The 16027-nt window shown below is 71.5% G+C and carries 15 protein-coding genes and 1 pseudogene; 11 read left to right on the top strand and 5 right to left on the bottom strand.

The genetic code is table 11. The features are described from left to right. The first annotated feature begins 18 nt into the window (after positions 1-18). The 5 genes and pseudogenes from obgE (at position 19) to B140_RS0101990 (ending at position 6006) form a co-directional block, all read left to right on the top strand. Positions 19-1539, top strand: coding sequence for a GTPase ObgE (obgE, locus tag B140_RS0102010; RefSeq protein WP_026165887.1), 1521 nt, complete (start codon positions 19-21; stop codon positions 1537-1539). 66 nt (positions 1540-1605) lie between these two features. Further along, positions 1606-2709: a glutamate 5-kinase gene (gene proB, locus B140_RS0102005; protein WP_026165886.1), complete on the top strand. Its 1104-nt coding sequence runs from the start codon at positions 1606-1608 to the stop codon at positions 2707-2709. 20 nt (positions 2710-2729) lie between these two features. Further along, a pseudogene (locus B140_RS11640) lies at positions 2730-3650 on the top strand (D-isomer specific 2-hydroxyacid dehydrogenase family protein). Positions 3651-3720: 70 nt separating this feature from the next. Then, positions 3721-4713 (top strand): hypothetical protein, encoded by a 993-nt coding sequence (locus B140_RS0101995; RefSeq protein WP_018117677.1) that lies wholly within the window; start codon positions 3721-3723, stop codon positions 4711-4713. A 27-nt stretch (positions 4714-4740) separates the two neighbouring features. Next, positions 4741-6006, top strand: coding sequence for a glutamate-5-semialdehyde dehydrogenase (locus B140_RS0101990; protein WP_018117676.1), 1266 nt, complete (start codon positions 4741-4743; stop codon positions 6004-6006). Here the strand turns inward: B140_RS0101990 and B140_RS0101985 are convergent. Next, positions 6003-7040 carry an asparaginase gene (locus B140_RS0101985; RefSeq protein ID WP_018117675.1) on the bottom strand — a complete coding sequence of 346 codons (1038 nt, stop codon included), beginning with the start codon at positions 7038-7040 and terminating at the stop codon, positions 6003-6005. The two genes, B140_RS0101990 and B140_RS0101985, sit on opposite strands and share 4 nt — an antisense overlap. Before the next feature lie 164 nt (positions 7041-7204). On the opposite strand from B140_RS0101985, the gene B140_RS0101980 reads away from it, so the two are divergent. The 6 genes from B140_RS0101980 to B140_RS0101955 all read left to right on the top strand — a co-directional run bounded on the left by B140_RS0101980 (position 7205) and on the right by B140_RS0101955 (position 12834). Continuing rightward, positions 7205-8188: a hypothetical protein gene (locus B140_RS0101980; protein ID WP_026165885.1), complete on the top strand. Its 984-nt coding sequence runs from the start codon at positions 7205-7207 to the stop codon at positions 8186-8188. A 68-nt stretch (positions 8189-8256) separates the two neighbouring features. Further along, positions 8257-10029: a hypothetical protein gene (locus B140_RS0101975; RefSeq protein ID WP_018117673.1), complete on the top strand. Its 1773-nt coding sequence runs from the start codon at positions 8257-8259 to the stop codon at positions 10027-10029. 85 nt (positions 10030-10114) lie between these two features. Continuing rightward, entirely contained in the window at positions 10115-10786 is a 672-nt protein-coding gene (gene nadD / locus B140_RS0101970; protein ID WP_018117672.1) for a nicotinate-nucleotide adenylyltransferase, read from the top strand. A 115-nt stretch (positions 10787-10901) separates the two neighbouring features. After that, positions 10902-11369, top strand: a complete 468-nt coding sequence (rsfS, locus tag B140_RS0101965) for a ribosome silencing factor (RefSeq protein WP_018117671.1) — start codon at positions 10902-10904, stop codon at positions 11367-11369. Between the two features lie 7 nt (positions 11370-11376). Continuing rightward, positions 11377-12060 (top strand): histidine phosphatase family protein, encoded by a 684-nt coding sequence (locus tag B140_RS0101960; protein ID WP_018117670.1) that lies wholly within the window; start codon positions 11377-11379, stop codon positions 12058-12060. Then, positions 12061-12834, top strand: a complete 774-nt coding sequence (locus B140_RS0101955; protein ID WP_018117669.1) for a DegV family protein — start codon at positions 12061-12063, stop codon at positions 12832-12834. Between the two features lie 8 nt (positions 12835-12842). Here the strand turns inward: B140_RS0101955 and B140_RS0101950 are convergent, their stop codons facing one another. Genes B140_RS0101950 through B140_RS0101935 form a run of 4 tightly spaced genes read right to left on the bottom strand, consistent with a single transcriptional unit; the run spans position 12843 to position 15898 of the window. Then, positions 12843-13748, bottom strand: coding sequence for an ABC transporter substrate-binding protein (locus B140_RS0101950; protein WP_018117668.1), 906 nt, complete (start codon positions 13746-13748; stop codon positions 12843-12845). Between the two features lie 16 nt (positions 13749-13764). Beyond that, a complete protein-coding gene (locus tag B140_RS0101945; protein ID WP_018117667.1) occupies positions 13765-14442 on the bottom strand; it encodes an ABC transporter permease in 678 nt (225 codons plus the stop codon). Further along, positions 14439-15089, bottom strand: a complete 651-nt coding sequence (locus tag B140_RS0101940; protein ID WP_018117666.1) for an ABC transporter permease — start codon at positions 15087-15089, stop codon at positions 14439-14441. The genes B140_RS0101945 and B140_RS0101940 overlap by 4 nt, the downstream gene beginning before the upstream one ends. Next, a complete protein-coding gene (locus tag B140_RS0101935; RefSeq protein ID WP_018117665.1) occupies positions 15086-15898 on the bottom strand; it encodes an ABC transporter ATP-binding protein in 813 nt (270 codons plus the stop codon). The genes B140_RS0101940 and B140_RS0101935 overlap by 4 nt, the downstream gene beginning before the upstream one ends. Positions 15899-16027 lie beyond the last annotated feature (129 nt).

Raw genomic sequence — 16027 nt, 5'->3', positions numbered from 1 at the left:
CAAGGGGTACCGATTCTTATGGCTCGCTTTATTGACCGTGTGGTCCTGCACTGCTCCGCAGGCGACGGCGGCCACGGTGCCGCCTCGGTGCACCGGGAGAAGTTCAAGCCGCTGGGCGGCCCGGACGGCGGCAACGGCGGCCACGGCGGGGACATCGTGCTGGAGGTCTCCACGCAGGTACACACCCTCCTCGACTTTCACTTCCACCCCCACCTGAAGGCCAAGCGCGGGGCCAACGGGGCGGGGGATCACCGCAACGGCGCGCGCGGCGAGGACCTGGTGCTGGAGGTCCCGGTGGGCACCGTGGTGCTGGACGAGGACGGCGAGGCCCTGGCGGACCTCACCGCGCCGGGCTCGCGTTTCATCGCCGCCACCGGCGGCTACGGCGGCCTGGGCAACGCGGCCCTGGCCAGCCGCAACCGCAAGGCCCCCGGCTTTGCTCTGAAGGGGGAGCCGGGGGAGGAGCGCGACCTCATCCTGGAGCTGAAGTCCGTGGCGGACGTGGGGCTGGTGGGCTTTCCCTCGGCGGGCAAGTCCTCGCTGATCTCCGTGCTGTCCGCGGCGCGCCCCAAGATCGGTGACTACCCCTTTACCACGCTGCAACCCAACCTCGGCGTGGTTAACGTGGGCAATCAGACCTTCACCATGGCGGACGTTCCCGGTCTGATCCCCGGCGCCAGCCAGGGCAAGGGCCTGGGGTTGGACTTTTTGCGCCACATCGAGCGCACCGCCGTGCTGGTGCACGTGGTGGACGCCGCCACGTTGGAGTCGGGCCGCGATCCGGTGTCCGACATCGAGGCGCTGGAGGAGGAGCTGGCCGCCTACCAGTCCGCGCTGGATCAGGATACCGGCCTGGGCGATCTGCGCCAGCGCCCGCGCATCGTGGTGCTCAACAAGGCGGACGTCCCCGAGGCGGAGGAGCTGGCGGAGTTCGTCAAGCCCGAGCTGGAGGAGCGCTTCGGCTGGCTCGTGTTCATCATCTCGGCGGTGGCCCGGCGCGGCCTGGACCCCCTGAAGTACGCGCTGCTGGAGATCGTGGAGGCGGACCGCAAGGCCCGCCCCAAGGAGAAGAAGCAGGAGGCGATCATCCGGCCCCAGGCGGTGGACGCGCGCGGCCGAGCGGGCAAGGGCACCAAGGACTTTGAGGTCGTGGCGGACCCGGAGGAGCCGGGCGCGTTCATCGTGCTGGGCCGCAAGCCGCAGCGCTGGATCGCCCAGACGGACTTTGAAAACGACGAGGCCGTGGGCTATCTGGCGGACCGCCTGGCCCGCGCCGGGGTGGAGGACGCCCTGTACAAGGCCGGGGCGCACGAGGGCGCGACCGTGACCATCGGTGAGGTCAGCTTCGAGTGGGAGCCGCTGACCACGGCGGGAGACGAGATGGTGATGACGGCGCGCGGCACCGACCCGCGCCTGGACCGCTCGCACCGCGCCTCCGCCGCGGAGCGCAAGCGCGCCTCGCAGGCGCGTCGTGGCCTCATCGATGAATACCATTACGAGGACGAGGGCCCCTCGGAGCGCGAGCGCTGGCAGGGTTAGCGCAGCGTTGGTGCCTTCCCCGGGGCGCGGTGACACCGTGGCGCGGGCGTGTACCATGGGGTGCCCATGAGACAATATCTTGCTAACGCCAAGCGCATCGTAGTCAAGATTGGGTCTTCGTCCCTCACCAATGAGGCCCACACCGTGGACACGTCCCGGTTGGACGAGATCGTGGATGCTCTCACCGCCCGCATGGGGCGGGACACGGACGTGATCGTGGTGTCCTCCGGTGCCGTGGCGGCGGGCATGGGGCCGCTGGGCCTCAAGCAGCGCCCCACCGACCTGGCCACCAAGCAGGCCGCCGCCGCCGTGGGGCAGGTGGAGCTGGCCCACGAGTGGGGGAAGTCCTTTGCCCGCTACGGCCGGACGGTGGCCCAGGTGCTGCTCACCGCGGGGGACATCGGGGTGCGCGACCGCGCCCGCAACGCCCAGCGCACCATCGACCGCCTGCGGCAGATGGGCACCGTGCCGATCATCAATGAGAACGACACCGTGGCCACCTCGGAGTTTCACTTCGGGGACAACGACCGCCTCTCCGCCCTGGTGGCCCACCTCGTGTGGGCGGACGCGCTGATCCTGCTCTCGGACGTGGACGGCCTGTACGACCGCAACCCCGCGGAGCCGGGGGCGCGGTTCATCCCGGAGGTGCGCAGCGCCGCAGACCTGGAGGGGATCGACGCGGGAGACGGCGGCTCCGTGGGCACCGGGGGCATGGCCTCCAAGCTCTCCGCCGCGCGCCTGGCCTCCCGGGGCGGGGTCCCGGTGCTGATGGCCTCCACGGCGTCGATAAGCCAGGCACTGGACACCGCCCAGGTGGGCACGGTCTTTCACCCCAAGGACAACCGGCTCTCCGCGTGGAAGTTCTGGGCGCTCTACGCGGCGGACACCGCGGGCAAGCTGCGTATCGACGCCGGGGCGGCCCAGGCCGTGCGCTCCGGCGGCACCTCCCTGCTGCCGGTGGGCATCACCGAGGTGCTGGGGGACTTCGACGCCGGGCAGATCGTGGACATCGTGGACGAGTCCGACGAGATCGTGGGGCGCGGCGAGGTGGGCTACCCCGCGTCTAGCCTGCAGGGGATGATCGGGAAAAAGACCTCGGAGCTGGCGGAGGAGCAGCGCAGGGCCGTGGTGCACACAGACTACCTCTCCTACTTCGCGGCGCGCGGTTAGAAGCGGAAGAGGAGGAAGCCATGAAATTTACCATGCTGCCCAGGCCCTGGGAGGCGGTCGTGGAGGCCCTGACGGGCGCCGGGCACGAGCACACCGACCTCGACCGCGCGGAGTGCCTGGTGTTCAACGGCGGGCCCGAGGATTTCCCGGACCTGCCGCCCACGGTGCGCTACGTGCAGACGGCCATGGCCGGTGTGGACGGCCTGCGCGAGGCCGGGCTGCTGAGCCCCCGGGTGCGGTGGGCGAACGCGGCGGGGCTCTACGCCGACTCCGTGGCGGAGGGAACCCTGGGCCTCATGCTCGGGGCGGCGCACATGTACAAGCTGGTCACCGCGCGTGCCTCGTGGAGCGCCGCGAAGACGATGCAGTAAGAATCCCAGTTCCTCTACGCGGACAAGACCGTGATGATCGTGGGGGCCGGGGGCATCGGCGCGCGCCTCATCGAGATGCTGGAGCCCTTCGGGTGCCGCGTGATCGCGGTGAACAGGTCCGGGCGCCCCGTGCCCGGGGCACACGAGACGCTCCCCATCGACGACCTGCGCGCCGACCCCTCCCAGTGGGGCCGCGCGGACTTCGTGGCGCTCCTCGCGCCGCTCACCGAGCAGACCCACGGCATGATCGACGCCGCCGTGCTGGAGCGCATGAGGCCCACCGCCTTCCTCGTCAACGCCGGGCGCGGCGGACTGGTGGTCACCGACGACCTCGTGGCCGCCCTGCGTAAGGGAAGCATCGCCGGGGCGGGCCTGGACGTCATGGAGCCGGAGCCGCTGCCGGACGACCACCCGCTGTGGGGGCTGGACAACTGCCTGATCACCCCGCACACCACGAACACGATCCCCATCATGAAGGAGCGCCTGGGGGCGCTGGCGGTGCGCAACGCCGAGCGGTACGAGGCGGGGGAGCGCATGGAGACGGAGTTCGACCCGGAGGCGGGGTACTGAGGCCTCTGCGCCCCTCGCCCCACAACGACTCCACCCGGCGCCCTCCTGTGGGCTGTGTTACCCTGCCCGCATGAGCAGCCCGGAGAGCGTCGAGAACAGCGAGGAACCCGCCCAGGGCCCGGAGGAGTGGAGCCTCGACCACCCGGAGCTGGGGGAGATTCGAGTGTACGTGGGGTCGGAGCAACAACTGCGGGAGGTGGACCCGGGGTTCCCCGCCGCGAAGGACTCGGACGATGAGGAGGATTCCGGGGACGGGGACGGCTCCGAGGCGGAGCTGAAGGAGAAGGTTGACGCGATGTTCCCCGGCATCGTGGTGCGCCGCGAGGGCGTGGTGGTGGCCCGCCTGAAGAGCATGAACGAGAAGAAGATCTCCCTGGTCACCGGGAAAGCCCCCAAGGACGAGGAGTACACCACCATCCTGCTCGCCCCCTCGCGGCCCCGGCTGCGGATAGAGACGGGGTTCTTCGACCGCTGGCTCAAGGCCGCCTACGTGGAGGACGCCGACGGCGGCACCGTGGACATCATTCCCCCGGCCGGTTCCAGGGCGGAGAAGTATTACCGGGCGATGGAGAAGTCCTCGTGGAAGCGCCTGGTGTATCCCCTGGTGGGCGGCATGGGCAAGGCGGGGTGGGCCGTGGCGGTGCTGGTAATCGGGCCGCTGATAGGCAAGATCATCGAGTGGCTGCTGAGCCTGCTCCCGGACTACTCGCTGCCCAGCATTCCCTGGCCGGACGTCTCCTTGCCCTCGGTGTCCATCCCCTGGCCCGATATTTCCCTGCCCCGGATACCGTGGCCGGACATTCCCTGGCCGTCCATCACGGTGCCGGACTGGGTCAAGGTGATCGTGGAGCACGAGAAGATCTGGTTTCCCATACTCGTGGGCCTGGTGGTGGGCGTCGTCTCGCTGCGCCGGGCCCGCAAGGCGCGTCGCACCCGGCAGCGCTGGAGGAGCGAGGGCGGTCGCCTCACGCCGCGCGAGGACGATACCCCGGTGGCGCGGCCGGGGCGGCCGGAGCGGGGCGGCGCCGATCCGGGCGGGGAGGCTCGCCGCGCCGAGGAGTAGCCCGGGGCTTCGGTACACTCGCGTGGCATGGAACCCAATACTCGTGAGTCAGAGCGCGCAGAGGTCCTCGCCAAGGCACGGGCGGCCAAGGAGGCCGCCCCGAAGATCGCCGGGCTGACCTCCGCGCAGAAGAACGAGGTCCTGCTGGCCGCCGCGCGGGCGGTCGAGGAGGGGGCCGAGCGCGTCATCCAGGCCAACGAGCGCGACGTGCGCGCCGGGCGTGAGGCGGGCATGGGGGATTCCCTGCTGGATCGCCTGCGCCTGGATGGGGATCGGATCGCGGGCATCGCGGGGGGCCTGCGCCAGGTGGCGGGCCTGCCCGACCCGGTGGGGGAGGTGCTGCGCGGCAGCGTGATGCCCAACGGCATCAGGATGCGCCAGGTGCGCGTGCCGCTGGGCGTGATGGGCATGGTGTATGAGGCCCGCCCCAACGTCACCGTGGACGCCTTTGGCCTGGCGCTCAAGTCCGGCAACGTGGCGCTGCTGCGCGGCTCGAAGTCCGCCCGCCACTCCAACGCCGCCCTGGTGGAGATCCTGCAGGAGGTGGCGGTGGCCCACGGCCTGCCCCGCGAGGCCGTGCAGCTTCTGCCCTGCGAGAGCCACGACTCCGTGCAGGACCTCATCACCGCCCGGGGGCTGGTGGACGTGGTGATCCCGCGCGGCTCCGCCCGCCTGATCGACGCCGTGGTCACCGGGGCCACGGTGCCCACCATCGAGACGGGCACCGGCAACTGCCACTTCTACATCGACGCGGAGGCCGACCTGGACTCCGCGATCGAGATGGCGCTCAACGGCAAGACTCGCCGCCCCTCGGTGTGCAACGCCACCGAGACGGTGCTGATCGACGCCGCCCTGGCCCCCGAGGCCCAGCGCCGCATCCTGGACGCCTTCCGCGACGCCGGGGTGACCCTCCACGGCGACCCCGAGCAGATCGACGGCGTGGTTCCCGCCACCGACGAGGACTGGGGAGAGGAGTACCTGAGCATGGACATCGCGGCCGCCGTGGTGGACGGCGTGGCGGGCGCGATCGCCCACATCGCGCGCTGGTCCTCCGGGCACACCGAGGCCATTGCCACCCAGAACTACGCCACCGCGCAGCGCTTTGCGCAGGAGGTGGACGCCGCCGCCGTGATGGTCAACGCCTCCACCGCCTTTACCGACGGCGAGGTGTACGGCATGGGCGCGGAGATCGGCATCTCCACCCAGAAGCTCCACGCCCGCGGACCCATGGCGCTGCCGGAGCTCACCAGCACCAAGTGGATCCTCGAGGGCAACGGCCAGGTGCGCCCCTAGGAGAACAGCACCGCCGGGTCCGTGCCGGTGGCCAGGGCCGCCGCGAGCAGCACGCGGGCCTGGGCGGGCCGCAGGTACCCGGAGCTGATCACGCCCTGGGACTGCAGGGTGGCCCCGCCGCCCGCGCCCCCGTAGGCGGCCTCCACGCTGCCCTCCGGTACGCGGGTGCTCATCACCACGGCCACGCCCCGCGCTAGGGCGTCGGTCATCGCGGCGGCGAGTTCCCCGCCCACGTTGCCCGCGCCCATGCCCTGGATCACCAGGCCCTGCGCGCCGCGTTCCACGGCGGAGTCGATGAGCGCGCGGGGCGCGCCGGGGTAGGCCGCCACGATCTCCACGTGCGTGGACTCCAGCGGGGTCAGCGGCAGTGGGGCGGGATGGGAGGAGGACTCGGGGGTGTTGCGGGCGAAGCCGTCCACGTCGGTGGTGTGGGACTTGTACGTGGCGCGCGCCGGGTAGGTGGCGCCGCCGAAGGCGATGTGCGCCCCGGGCTCGGTCTCCTTGTTAGCCGCCAGCCGGATCGCCTGGGCGAGGTTATCGGGGCCGTCGGGGCGGGGATCGTCGGCGGGCTTCATCGCGCCGGTGAGCACGATGGGCCGGGTGTCGGGGCGGAAGGCATCGGCGGCCACGGCGGTCTCCTCCATGGAGTCGGTGCCGTGGGTGACCACCACGCCGCTGACCTCCGGGTCGCGCAGCGCCTCGTGGATGGAGCGCAGGATGGTGTCCGTGTCCCGGAAGGTCATGGCGGAGGAGTCCAGTTGGGCGATCTCGCGCACCTGGACGTCGAGGTCGGGGCCGAGGCGGTCGCGCACGGAGTCGATGAGCTGTGCGCCGGAGACGGTGGGCACCAGGGCTCCCGTCTCGTCGGCGGTGCTGGCGATGGTGCCGCCGGTGGTGAGGACCACCACGCGCCCGGCGAGGTCCTGGGCCTGGGCCTCGTGGTCGCCAGGGGCGGAATCGGAGGAGTGGGAGCAGGCGGTGAGCAGCCCGAGGGCGGCCGCGAGCGCCGCGACGGTGCGGAGGGGGATTCTCATAATCCGAGTATAAGGCGGGCGGTGGCGGGGCAAAGAGGACGTTGCGCGCAGCGCCGAGCAAGCGCGTGTTCCGCTTCGGATGTGCGTACTCGTGTGTTTCTTCCTGGGTATTATGAGGGCCAGGTTTTTGAAAACGCACCAGTATCTCTCGGGTAGGAGCCCCCATGACGCTTGCGCGCCGTCTCGTCTCTTTGTCCGCCCTCACCGTCGCCCTGGCGGCGTCGATAAGCGTGGGCGGCCACGCCCCGGCCCGGGCGGAGGAGCCCGAGCGCTCGGCCCCGCGCTGCCCGGCGGTCACGGTGATCGCCGCGCGCGGCTCCGAGCAGAACGAGAACCTGGAGCCCACCCGCTACTCCCCGGAGGCCCCGTGGGTGTCCAACGGCTACGAGGAGGAGAACATCCGGGCCTTCCTGCGGTTCTCCGAGCAGCGCTACCGGGAGCGCACGGGTGGGTCCCTGATGAGCGACGTGGAGGTGCTGCCGCTGGACGCCTCCGTGTACCCGGCCTCCCTGCACGTGCCGCGCATCGCGGAGGTGGGGGAGGAGATGACCCCGCTGGAGACCATGCGGCGCATCGGCGCCCTGCTGCGCGAGACCCCGGCGCACGAGATCGCCGGGAACGCGGCGCGTGGCTTCCTCGAGTCCGTGGTGCGCGGGACCCTGAGCGTGGACGACGTGGTGGGCGAGCACGAGGCGGAGACCGGTTGCCAGCCCCAGTACGTGTTCTTTGGTTACTCCCAGGGCGCGGCGCTGCTCTCCGCGAGGGAGCGGGACATGCAGGAGTCCCTGGGCGGGCGGCTCGCGGGCACCCTCTACATCGGCAATCCCATGCTGGCCTGGGGCGATCCCTCCCTGGTGGGCGACCCCAAGAACGGCGTGGGCCTGCTGGGCCTGTCCCCGCTGAACTCGCGCACCCTGGCGGCCGTGGACGAGGACCACCGCCTGAACTACTGCCTGCGGGATGACTTTGTGTGCGACGCCGGATGGGAGTCCGCCTCGAAGGCGCTCTCCGGTGGCGGCGGCACCCACGCGCTGTACTTCCTCGGGGCCGCCGCCGACCCCGCCTCGGCCAGCGACGCGGAGAACGCGATGGCGGATGCCTTCGCCCGATGGGTGGACGAGGCGCGCGGGGGCGCGGCGGAGGGATAGGCGGGCCGCCCGGAACGCTTTCCAGCTGTACAACGTAAAAGAACAATAAGGAGAGGACAGTAACGATCATGGGCCACACCTCGGGTAGCATTTCCCCGATCCCCGGGAACCATACGGGTCCCGCAAACCCCGCCGGGCCGCTGCCCAGGGCGCGGCGCGCACGCGCGGCGGCGGCCTGCGCGCTCCTTACGGCGAGCGCGCTCGCGGGGGCGTGGCTGACCCCCGCGGCCCCCGCCGCCACGGCCGTTCCCGCGGACTCCCCGCAGCCGGCGATCCCGTCCTCCCCCGGGCCCAAGGAATGCGTGCCCTACCTGGGTGACCTGCTCAAGGGCAACGGCCAGTTCCCGCTGGGCCTCGTCCCGCCGGACTACGGGGCTCGGGGGTACGAGGACCTGCCGGTGAGCCCCAACCAGGAGTCCCTGCCGCGCCGGGTGGACCTGCGCGATAACACCCAGGGCTTCAACGAGCAGGTGGAGGTGGCGCTGCGCGAGGGGAGCCTGGTGGTGCGCCGCGTGGGAGAGACCCAGTGGCGCGACCTGCCCACGCCGGAGTGCCTGCGCGGGCAGATCGCGGGGATCTCGCTCAACGACGACGCCCTGGTGGCTCTCGACGCCGACGGCTGGATGTACACCCTGTCCAACCTGCAGTCCAGCCCGGACCGCTGGGGCTGGATCAGGGCGTGGGGCGGCCCGGTGTGGCTGGGCAAGGGGCTGCAATCGCCCACCACGCGGCCCGGCGCCTGGGCGCTGAGCCTGATCGGCACCCACACGGACCGGGTGTATGACACCCCGGACGGCAAGCAGCAGCCCGTATCCCTGGCCAAGGTCACGCAGGTGGTGGCGTTGAGCGAGGACGGCTCGCGCATCTATTCCCTCGACCCCTGGCTGGCGCGGGACTATTCCTACGAGATGGGCACGCCGTGGAACTCGCGCTTTCAGGCGCGGGCGATCTCCGCCTCCGGGTCCATGATGTTCATCACCAACAAGTACGGGGACATGTACACCCGGCTCTCGGACTTTGACATCAACGGCTCCGACCCCGCGCAGTTCCGCTACGGCTGGGGAGAGGACTCCCGCCCCGCCGCCGAGGGCGCCGCCCAGCACCGCCTGGACGAGTCCACGGCCCCCATCGGCCTGCCCGCGGACGACTGGCACCACCAGCCCAAGATCCTGGGCCGGATCACCGACCGCATCTCCCTCCACTCCACCGCTCCGGGCTCGAACAACCGCGAGCTGCGGGTGGAGGGCTGGAACGAGCGGGGAGAGACCGGGTTCTGGCGCAAGGAGCTGCTGGGCGAGCGGTGGGAGTTCGTGCCCACCGGCCAGCCCCCGGCGGGAACGGAGCTGGAGAACTCCCCGCAGGATCGCAGCGCCGAAACCCTCGCGGAGCCCTCGCCCTTCGGATACGCGGGCGAGCTGCGCCCCGGGGTGCGCCTGGAGGTGGGGGAGTTCGCCTACGCCTCGCCCAAGCGGGACGTGACGCTGCGCGTGGGCGAGCGCGACTACCGCCTGGTGCTGCACACCGTGGATGGCCGACTGGGCACGCCGCTGTCCATGCGCATGCTTCCGGGGGAGGGGGAGTTCGGCTCGCGCCCGGCGGGCCTGGCGGAGGGCGTGCCGCGCAACTACATGGCGGCCCTCGAGGTGCCGGAGGAGACCCGCGCGCAGGCCGCCGCCGATCCCGCCCTGGCGGCGTTTCTCGAGGGATACCTCGACGGCGAGCGCTTCCACCAGGTGTACCTCAAGGTCACGCCGTCCGCGATGGAGGTCATCGACTCCCCGGTGGAGGACGCGGCCCTGCCCCTCGTGAGCGACGTCGCGCGCCTGGGCTCCCTGGGATAGGCGCGGCGCGGCCCCTCGATGGGGGAGGCGGGGTGGGGCGTCGTCACGCGGCGGGCGCCCCCCGCGACCCGTAGAATGGCCACCCATGAGCACCTCCCGGCCCGCGCCCGCCCGCATCGGCATCATGGGCGGCACCTTTGACCCCATCCACAACGGGCACCTGGTGGCCGCCAGCGAGGTGGCGCACCGCTTTGCGCTGGACACGGTGATCTTCGTGCCCACCGGCCAGCCCTGGCAGAAGGCGGGCCGGGAGGTCTCCGACGCCGAGGATCGCTACCTCATGACGGTGATCGCCACGGCCTCCAACGAGCGCTTCTCCGTGAGCCGCGTGGACATCGAGCGCGGGGGCGCGACCTACACGATCGACACCCTGCACGACGTCCGCCGCCAGTTCCCCGAGGCGGAACTGTTCTTCATCACCGGGGCGGACGCGATGCGCAGCATCGTGACGTGGCGGGACTGGGAGGACATGTTCGCGCTCGCGCACTTCATTGGGGTGACCCGGCCGGGCTACGAGCTGCACGAGGAGGTCATCCCCGAGGTGCACCGGGAGCGGGTGTCCCTGGTGCAGGTGCCCGCGATGGCGATCTCCTCCACGGATTGCCGCCGACGCCGCCGCGACGGCCGCCCCCTGTGGTACCTCGTGCCCGAGGGCGTGGTGCAGTACATCGCCAAGCGGCGGCTGTACTCCGGCGCGGGGCCCGAGGAGGTCACCGATCCCGTGGCGGGTCGGGCCCCGGACCCCGGTGCCGCCTAGTTCTCGGATAGTCCCCGGCTCGTCCCGGCGTTGGCCTGTGACCTGCAAGTTATGGAATGATAGGGCCAGTATGCGTCGCTCATGACGAGCAGCCCACGAGCAATGAAGGATTTGCGTGACTGTATCTGAACAATCCCGCCGCCTGGCCGGCATCGCGGCCCTGGCCGCCGACGAGAAGCAGGCCAGCAACATCGCGGTCATCGACGTCTCCGACGTCATGGCCATCAGCGACGTCTTTGTGATCGCCTCCGCCGATAACGAGCGCCAGGTGCGCTCCATCGTCGAGGAGATCGAGGACGCCCTGACCAGCAACAAGATGGAGCCGCTGCGCCGCGAGGGCAACCGCGAGAACCGCTGGGTGCTGCTGGACTACGGCTCCCTGGTGGTGCACGTCCAGCGCGAGCAGGAGCGCGAGTTCTACGGCCTGGACCGCCTGTACCGCGACTGCCCCCTCGTGGAGATCGAGGGCATCGAGACCCCGCAGCGCCCCGGCGAGTGGTCCGAGGAGGTGGACCTGCGCCAGGTGCAGTCCCTGGAGGAGATCCCGCTGGCGGCCCCGGCCCCCGACGAGGACGACGCCTGACCCGGCCATGACGCGACGCCTCATCATGGCCCGCCACGGGCAGACGGTGTACAACGCCACCCGGCGCATGCAGGGCCAGCTCGATACGTCGCTGTCCGAGGAGGGGGTGCGCCAGGCGCGGGAGGCCGCCCGCCTCCTGGAGGGGCGCGGGATAGCCCGCATCGTGGCCTCCGACCTGGAGCGCGCCGCGAACACCGCCCGGATCATCGGGGACCACCTGGGCCTGGGGGTTACTACCGACGCCCGCCTGCGCGAGACGCACCTGGGCCAGTGGCAGGGCAAGACCCACCAGGAGGTGGACGGCGCGCACCCCGGCTCCCGGGCGGTGTGGCGCCACAACGCCTCCTGGGCGCCGCCCGGAGGGGAATCCCGCCTCGAGGTGGCCCGCAGGGCGCGCCCGGTGGTGGAGGAACTCATGGCGGGCTACGAGGGCTGGGACGACGCCGCGGTGCTCCTGGTGGCCCACGGCGGCACGATCTCCGCGCTCACCGGCAATCTGCTGGGGCTGGGCGATCACCAGTATCCGCTGCTCTCCGGGTTGAACAACGCCCACTGGGCGCAGCTCACGGCGCGCCCGCATTTCAGCCCCGGCAGCACGGACGCCCTCGACCCCGGCACGGCCCCGCGCTTTGATCCGCGCACGGTTGCGCGGGCGCAGTGGTACCTCGACGCCTGGAACATGGGGGCGTAGATGGCGGTGCGCGTGGTGGTGGATTCCTTGGCGAGCCTGCCGCCCGAGGTTGCCGAGCGGCACGGGATCGCGGTGGTGGACATGCACCTCACCGGCGGCGGCACCGCCGGGCTGGGCGCGCTGGAACTGTGCGCCTGCTACGCCCGCCAGCTCGAGCGCGGCGGGGACGACGGCGTGGTGGCCCTGCACGTGCCCAAGGAACTCTCCTCCACCTGGTCCGCGGCCGTGGAGGCCGCCGCGATCTTCCACGACACCGTGCGCGTGGTGGACACAGGGGCCGTGGGCATGGCCCTGGGCAGCGCCGCCGTGGCCGCCGCGCGCACGTCGCGGGCGGGCGGGGATCTCGCGGCCTGCTACGAGGCGGCCGTGGGGGTTCTCGACTCCTCCGCCACCTTCCTCTACGTGCACCGCCTCGACGAGCTGTGCCGCTCCGGGCGGGTCTCCGCCGGAACGGTGATGATCTCCACGGCCCTGGCCAGCAAGCCGATCATGCGGCTGCGCGAGGGGCGGGTGGAGCTGGCGGTCAAGACCCGCACCCAGTCCAAGGCCTTCGAGCGCCTGGCGCAGCTCGCCTCCGAGGCCTCGGCGGGGGAGCCGGTGAGCGTGTACCTCCAGGAGCACGAGGCCCGCGAGGCCTCGAGGAAGCTCGCCGCGCTGCTCGAGGAGGCCCTGCCGCAGGGATCGCGTGTGCGCACCTACCCGCTCTCCGAGGCGCTCGCGGTGCACGCCGGGCCGGGCTCCATCGCGGTGTCGGTGGTGCGCGGGAAGATCTAGCCGGTGGCTCAGCGCCGCTCCAGCCAGTCGGCGGCGATGGAGGCGGCGGGCCGCTGCTCCTCCACGCTGCGTCGATTCAGCTCCACCAGGTCTTCCGGCCCCAGGGCGGCGCTGATCCGGTTGATGGCCTCCGCCGCCGGGGCGTCAATGGCCGGGCTGGCCAGCGGGACCACGTGCGAGGCGAGGAAGAAACCGTCGGGGTCCTCGAGGGGCACCAGGTGGTGCCGTCCGATGGCGGGGTCGGCGGTGTAGAGCACCGCGAGCTGGATGTCATCGCTCTCCAGCGCCTGCACCGTCAGCGGTCCGCCGCCGTCCTCGATGGGGGTAAAGCGCACGGAGACTCCGTAGCGGCTCTCCAGCCCCCGGGGGCCGTCGGGGCGGCCGTAGTTCTCGGAGTTGCTGCCCAGCGTGATCGGCTCGGTGACCGTGGCCAGGTCCCCGATGGTGCTCAGGCCCCACCTGCGGGCGAAGTCCCGGGTGACGTTGTAGGAGTTTTGATCGGTGGCGGCCGCCTGATCCAGCACGCGCAGCCCCTCGGGCACGGCCTCCCGCAGCGCCCGGTAGACGTCCTCCGCGCGCCGCGCCTCGGTATCGGGCCGCCAGTATTGCAGGAGGGGGCCGGTGTATTCGGGGAAGAGGTCGATGCCCCCGGCCTCGATCTCGGGCAGGTAGGCCTCCCGCTGCCCGATGCGGAACTGCCGGTCCACCCGGTAGCCGCCCCGTTCCAGGGCCTGCGCGTAGACCTCCGCGATGATCTCGTTGGAGTAGTAGTCCTGGCTGCCCACAACGATGCTGCCCGCGCCCCCGCCGCTGCGCAGGGGATCGGCGGTGGCGCAGCCGCCGAGCGCTGCGGCGGCCAGGGCGCCGACCCCGAGGAAGGCGCGGCGGGAGAGGAGCGGTGGGTGCGCGGGCATGGCTGCTGGGTCCTTTTTACTTGGTGCGGGAGGCGGGGTCGGCAAGGCGGGTGCGGGCCAGGCGCTGCGCGGCGGCGAGCAGGGCCTCGAAGAGCAGCGCCACTGCGATGACCAGGAGCGCCCCGCCGAGCATCTGCGTGTAGTCCCGGGTTTTTAACCCCGTAAACAGGTAGCGCCCCAGGCCGTAGTCCGAGACGTAGGCCGCCAGGGTCGCCGTGGACACCACCTGCAGGGTGGCCGCGCGCAGGCCCCCGATGATGAGGGGCAACGCGAGGGGTAGCTCCACTCGGAGGACGAGCTGCCTCGTGCTCATGCCGAGGGCGCGCGAGGCGGCCAGGACGTCCCGGTCGATCGCCTGGACGCCGGAGTAGGCGCCGGCGAGAATCGAGGGGACGGCCAGCACCACGAGCGCCCAGAGGGGAGCGGCGTAGCCGATGCCCAGGGCCAGGCCAAAGACCGTGATGAGCCCGAGCGTGGGAATGGCGCGCGCCGCCCCGGTGATCGCGCCCACCAGCCCCGCCCAGCGCCCCGTGTGCCCGAGCGCCATGCCCAGCGGCAGCGCCGCTGCGCAGGCGAGGGCCACGGCGGCCACGGTGAGCGCGACGTGCTGGGTCAGTCGGGCGGGAATCCCCGAGGCGGCGTTCCACTGGGCCGGGTCCGCAAGCCAGGTTAGGGCGTCGAGGAGAAAGTTCATGCGGTTGCCTTCGAGACGGCGCGGCGCCAGGGCAGCAGGAGCCGCGAGGCGGCGAGCACGAGGGAGTCCAAGAGCAGGGCGAGGATCACCGTGGCGAGCATTCCGACGGCCACCTCGGCGGCGATCCCGCGCTGGAAGCCGTCCGTGAGCAGGGTGCCGAGGCTGGGAACGCCGACCAGCGCCCCCATGGTGACCAGCCCGATGGTGGAGACCACGACCACGCGCAGCCCGGAAAGGAGCACCGGCAGCGCCAGCGGAAGCTCCACCCTCCACAGGGCGCTGCGCGGGGTGTGGCCCAGCGCCACGGCGGCCTCGCGGACCCGTGGGTCCACCGAGGCGAAGGCGTCCCGCGCCGTGCCCGCGAGCAGGGCCACGCCGTACACGCTCAACGCGGCGATCATCGTGGCCGGAGAGCGCAGCGGCGTGCCGATGAGCAGGGGAATCACGATGAGCAGCGGGAGGGCGGGGATGGCATACAGCAGCGTGGCGGCGAGGACGAGGGGGCGCCCCCAGCGGGGTTGCGACCACGCGTACCAGCCCAGGGGCGTGGCGATGAGCGCGCTGATGACGATGGCGGGCAGGCACAAAAGAAGGTGTTGCCCGGCGAGGTCGAGGGCGTACTGCCAGTTGAATCTCAGCCAGGTCACGGGCGGATCACCCCCACCGGCGCGCCGTACGCATCCACCGCCACCGCGCGATCTCCCACCGTGCGCACCGTGAGGCGGCGATCCTGGCGATCGGAGCCTACGAAGTCCCGAACGAAGCCATCCGCGGGGGCGGCAAGGATCTCGGCGGGCGTGCCGCGCTGGGCGATCACCCCGCCCTCCCGGAGCACCACCACCTCGTCCCCGAGGCGGAAGGCCTCGTCCACGTCGTGGGTGACAAAGAGGATGGTCTTGCCCAGGTCCTCCTGCAGGCGCAGCAGCTCCGCCTGCAGCTCCCTGCGGACGATGGGGTCCACGGCCCCGAAGGGCTCGTCCATGAGGAGCACATCCGGGTCCGCCGCCAGCGCGCGGGCCACGCCCACTCGCTGCTGCTGGCCCCCGGAGAGGTGGGCCGGATAGCGGGTTCCCAGGCGGGGATCGAGCCCCACTCGTTCGAGCAGTTCCGCGGCGCGCAGCCGGGCGGCCTTGCGCGGGGTTCCCTGGAGGACGGGCACGGTGGCCACGTTATCGGCCACCGTGCGGTGCGGAAGCAACCCGCCGTGTTGGAGCACGTACCCGATGGAGCGGCGCAGCGCCACGGGATCGACCTCGCGCACGTCCGTTCCGCCCACGAGCACCCGCCCGCCGCTGGGCTCCACCATCCTGTTGACCATGCGCAGCAGGGTGGTCTTGCCGGAGCCGGAGGAGCCGACCAGTGCGGTGATGGTGCCCTGCGGCACGGTGAGGGAGAACTCCGAGACCGCCGTGGTTCCGCCCGGATACGCCTTGGTGACGGCCTCATACTGGATCATTCTCACCACCATACCGCGAAGGGATCTTTTATAAGGGAAAACTTATAGCCACACGTCGGAGCTGTCTTATGTGCGTGATCTCAAACTATAGCGCCGTGGGGGTGCAGAGGCGAGCGCGGCAGCGGCCCT

The sequence above is a fragment of the Corynebacterium mastitidis DSM 44356 genome, from assembly GCF_000375365.1.
GTDB lineage: Bacteria > Actinomycetota > Actinomycetes > Mycobacteriales > Mycobacteriaceae > Corynebacterium > Corynebacterium mastitidis.
The sequence above is the reverse complement of the archived record's forward strand: the minus strand, read 5'-3'. Positions and strand labels throughout refer to the sequence as shown.

What these genes read in the sequence shown, in the direction of transcription:
- B140_RS0101955 (WP_018117669.1), top strand. Translation starts at nt 12,061, where the DNA reads ATGGCGGTGCGCGTGGTGGTGGATTCCTTGGCGAGCCTGCCGCCCGAG.
- nadD (WP_018117672.1), top strand. Translation starts at nt 10,115, where the DNA reads ATGAGCACCTCCCGGCCCGCGCCCGCCCGCATCGGCATCATGGGCGGC.
- B140_RS0101950 (WP_018117668.1), bottom strand. Translation starts at nt 13,748, where the DNA reads ATGCCCGCGCACCCACCGCTCCTCTCCCGCCGCGCCTTCCTCGGGGTC.
- proB (WP_026165886.1), top strand. Translation starts at nt 1,606, where the DNA reads ATGAGACAATATCTTGCTAACGCCAAGCGCATCGTAGTCAAGATTGGG.
- B140_RS0101975 (WP_018117673.1), top strand. Translation starts at nt 8,257, where the DNA reads ATGGGCCACACCTCGGGTAGCATTTCCCCGATCCCCGGGAACCATACG.
- B140_RS0101980 (WP_026165885.1), top strand. Translation starts at nt 7,205, where the DNA reads ATGACGCTTGCGCGCCGTCTCGTCTCTTTGTCCGCCCTCACCGTCGCC.
- B140_RS0101995 (WP_018117677.1), top strand. Translation starts at nt 3,721, where the DNA reads ATGAGCAGCCCGGAGAGCGTCGAGAACAGCGAGGAACCCGCCCAGGGC.
- obgE (WP_026165887.1), top strand. Translation starts at nt 19, where the DNA reads ATGGCTCGCTTTATTGACCGTGTGGTCCTGCACTGCTCCGCAGGCGAC.
- B140_RS0101990 (WP_018117676.1), top strand. Translation starts at nt 4,741, where the DNA reads ATGGAACCCAATACTCGTGAGTCAGAGCGCGCAGAGGTCCTCGCCAAG.
- B140_RS0101985 (WP_018117675.1), bottom strand. Translation starts at nt 7,040, where the DNA reads ATGAGAATCCCCCTCCGCACCGTCGCGGCGCTCGCGGCCGCCCTCGGG.
- B140_RS0101935 (WP_018117665.1), bottom strand. Translation starts at nt 15,898, where the DNA reads ATGATCCAGTATGAGGCCGTCACCAAGGCGTATCCGGGCGGAACCACG.
- B140_RS0101945 (WP_018117667.1), bottom strand. Translation starts at nt 14,442, where the DNA reads ATGAACTTTCTCCTCGACGCCCTAACCTGGCTTGCGGACCCGGCCCAG.
- B140_RS0101960 (WP_018117670.1), top strand. Translation starts at nt 11,377, where the DNA reads ATGACGCGACGCCTCATCATGGCCCGCCACGGGCAGACGGTGTACAAC.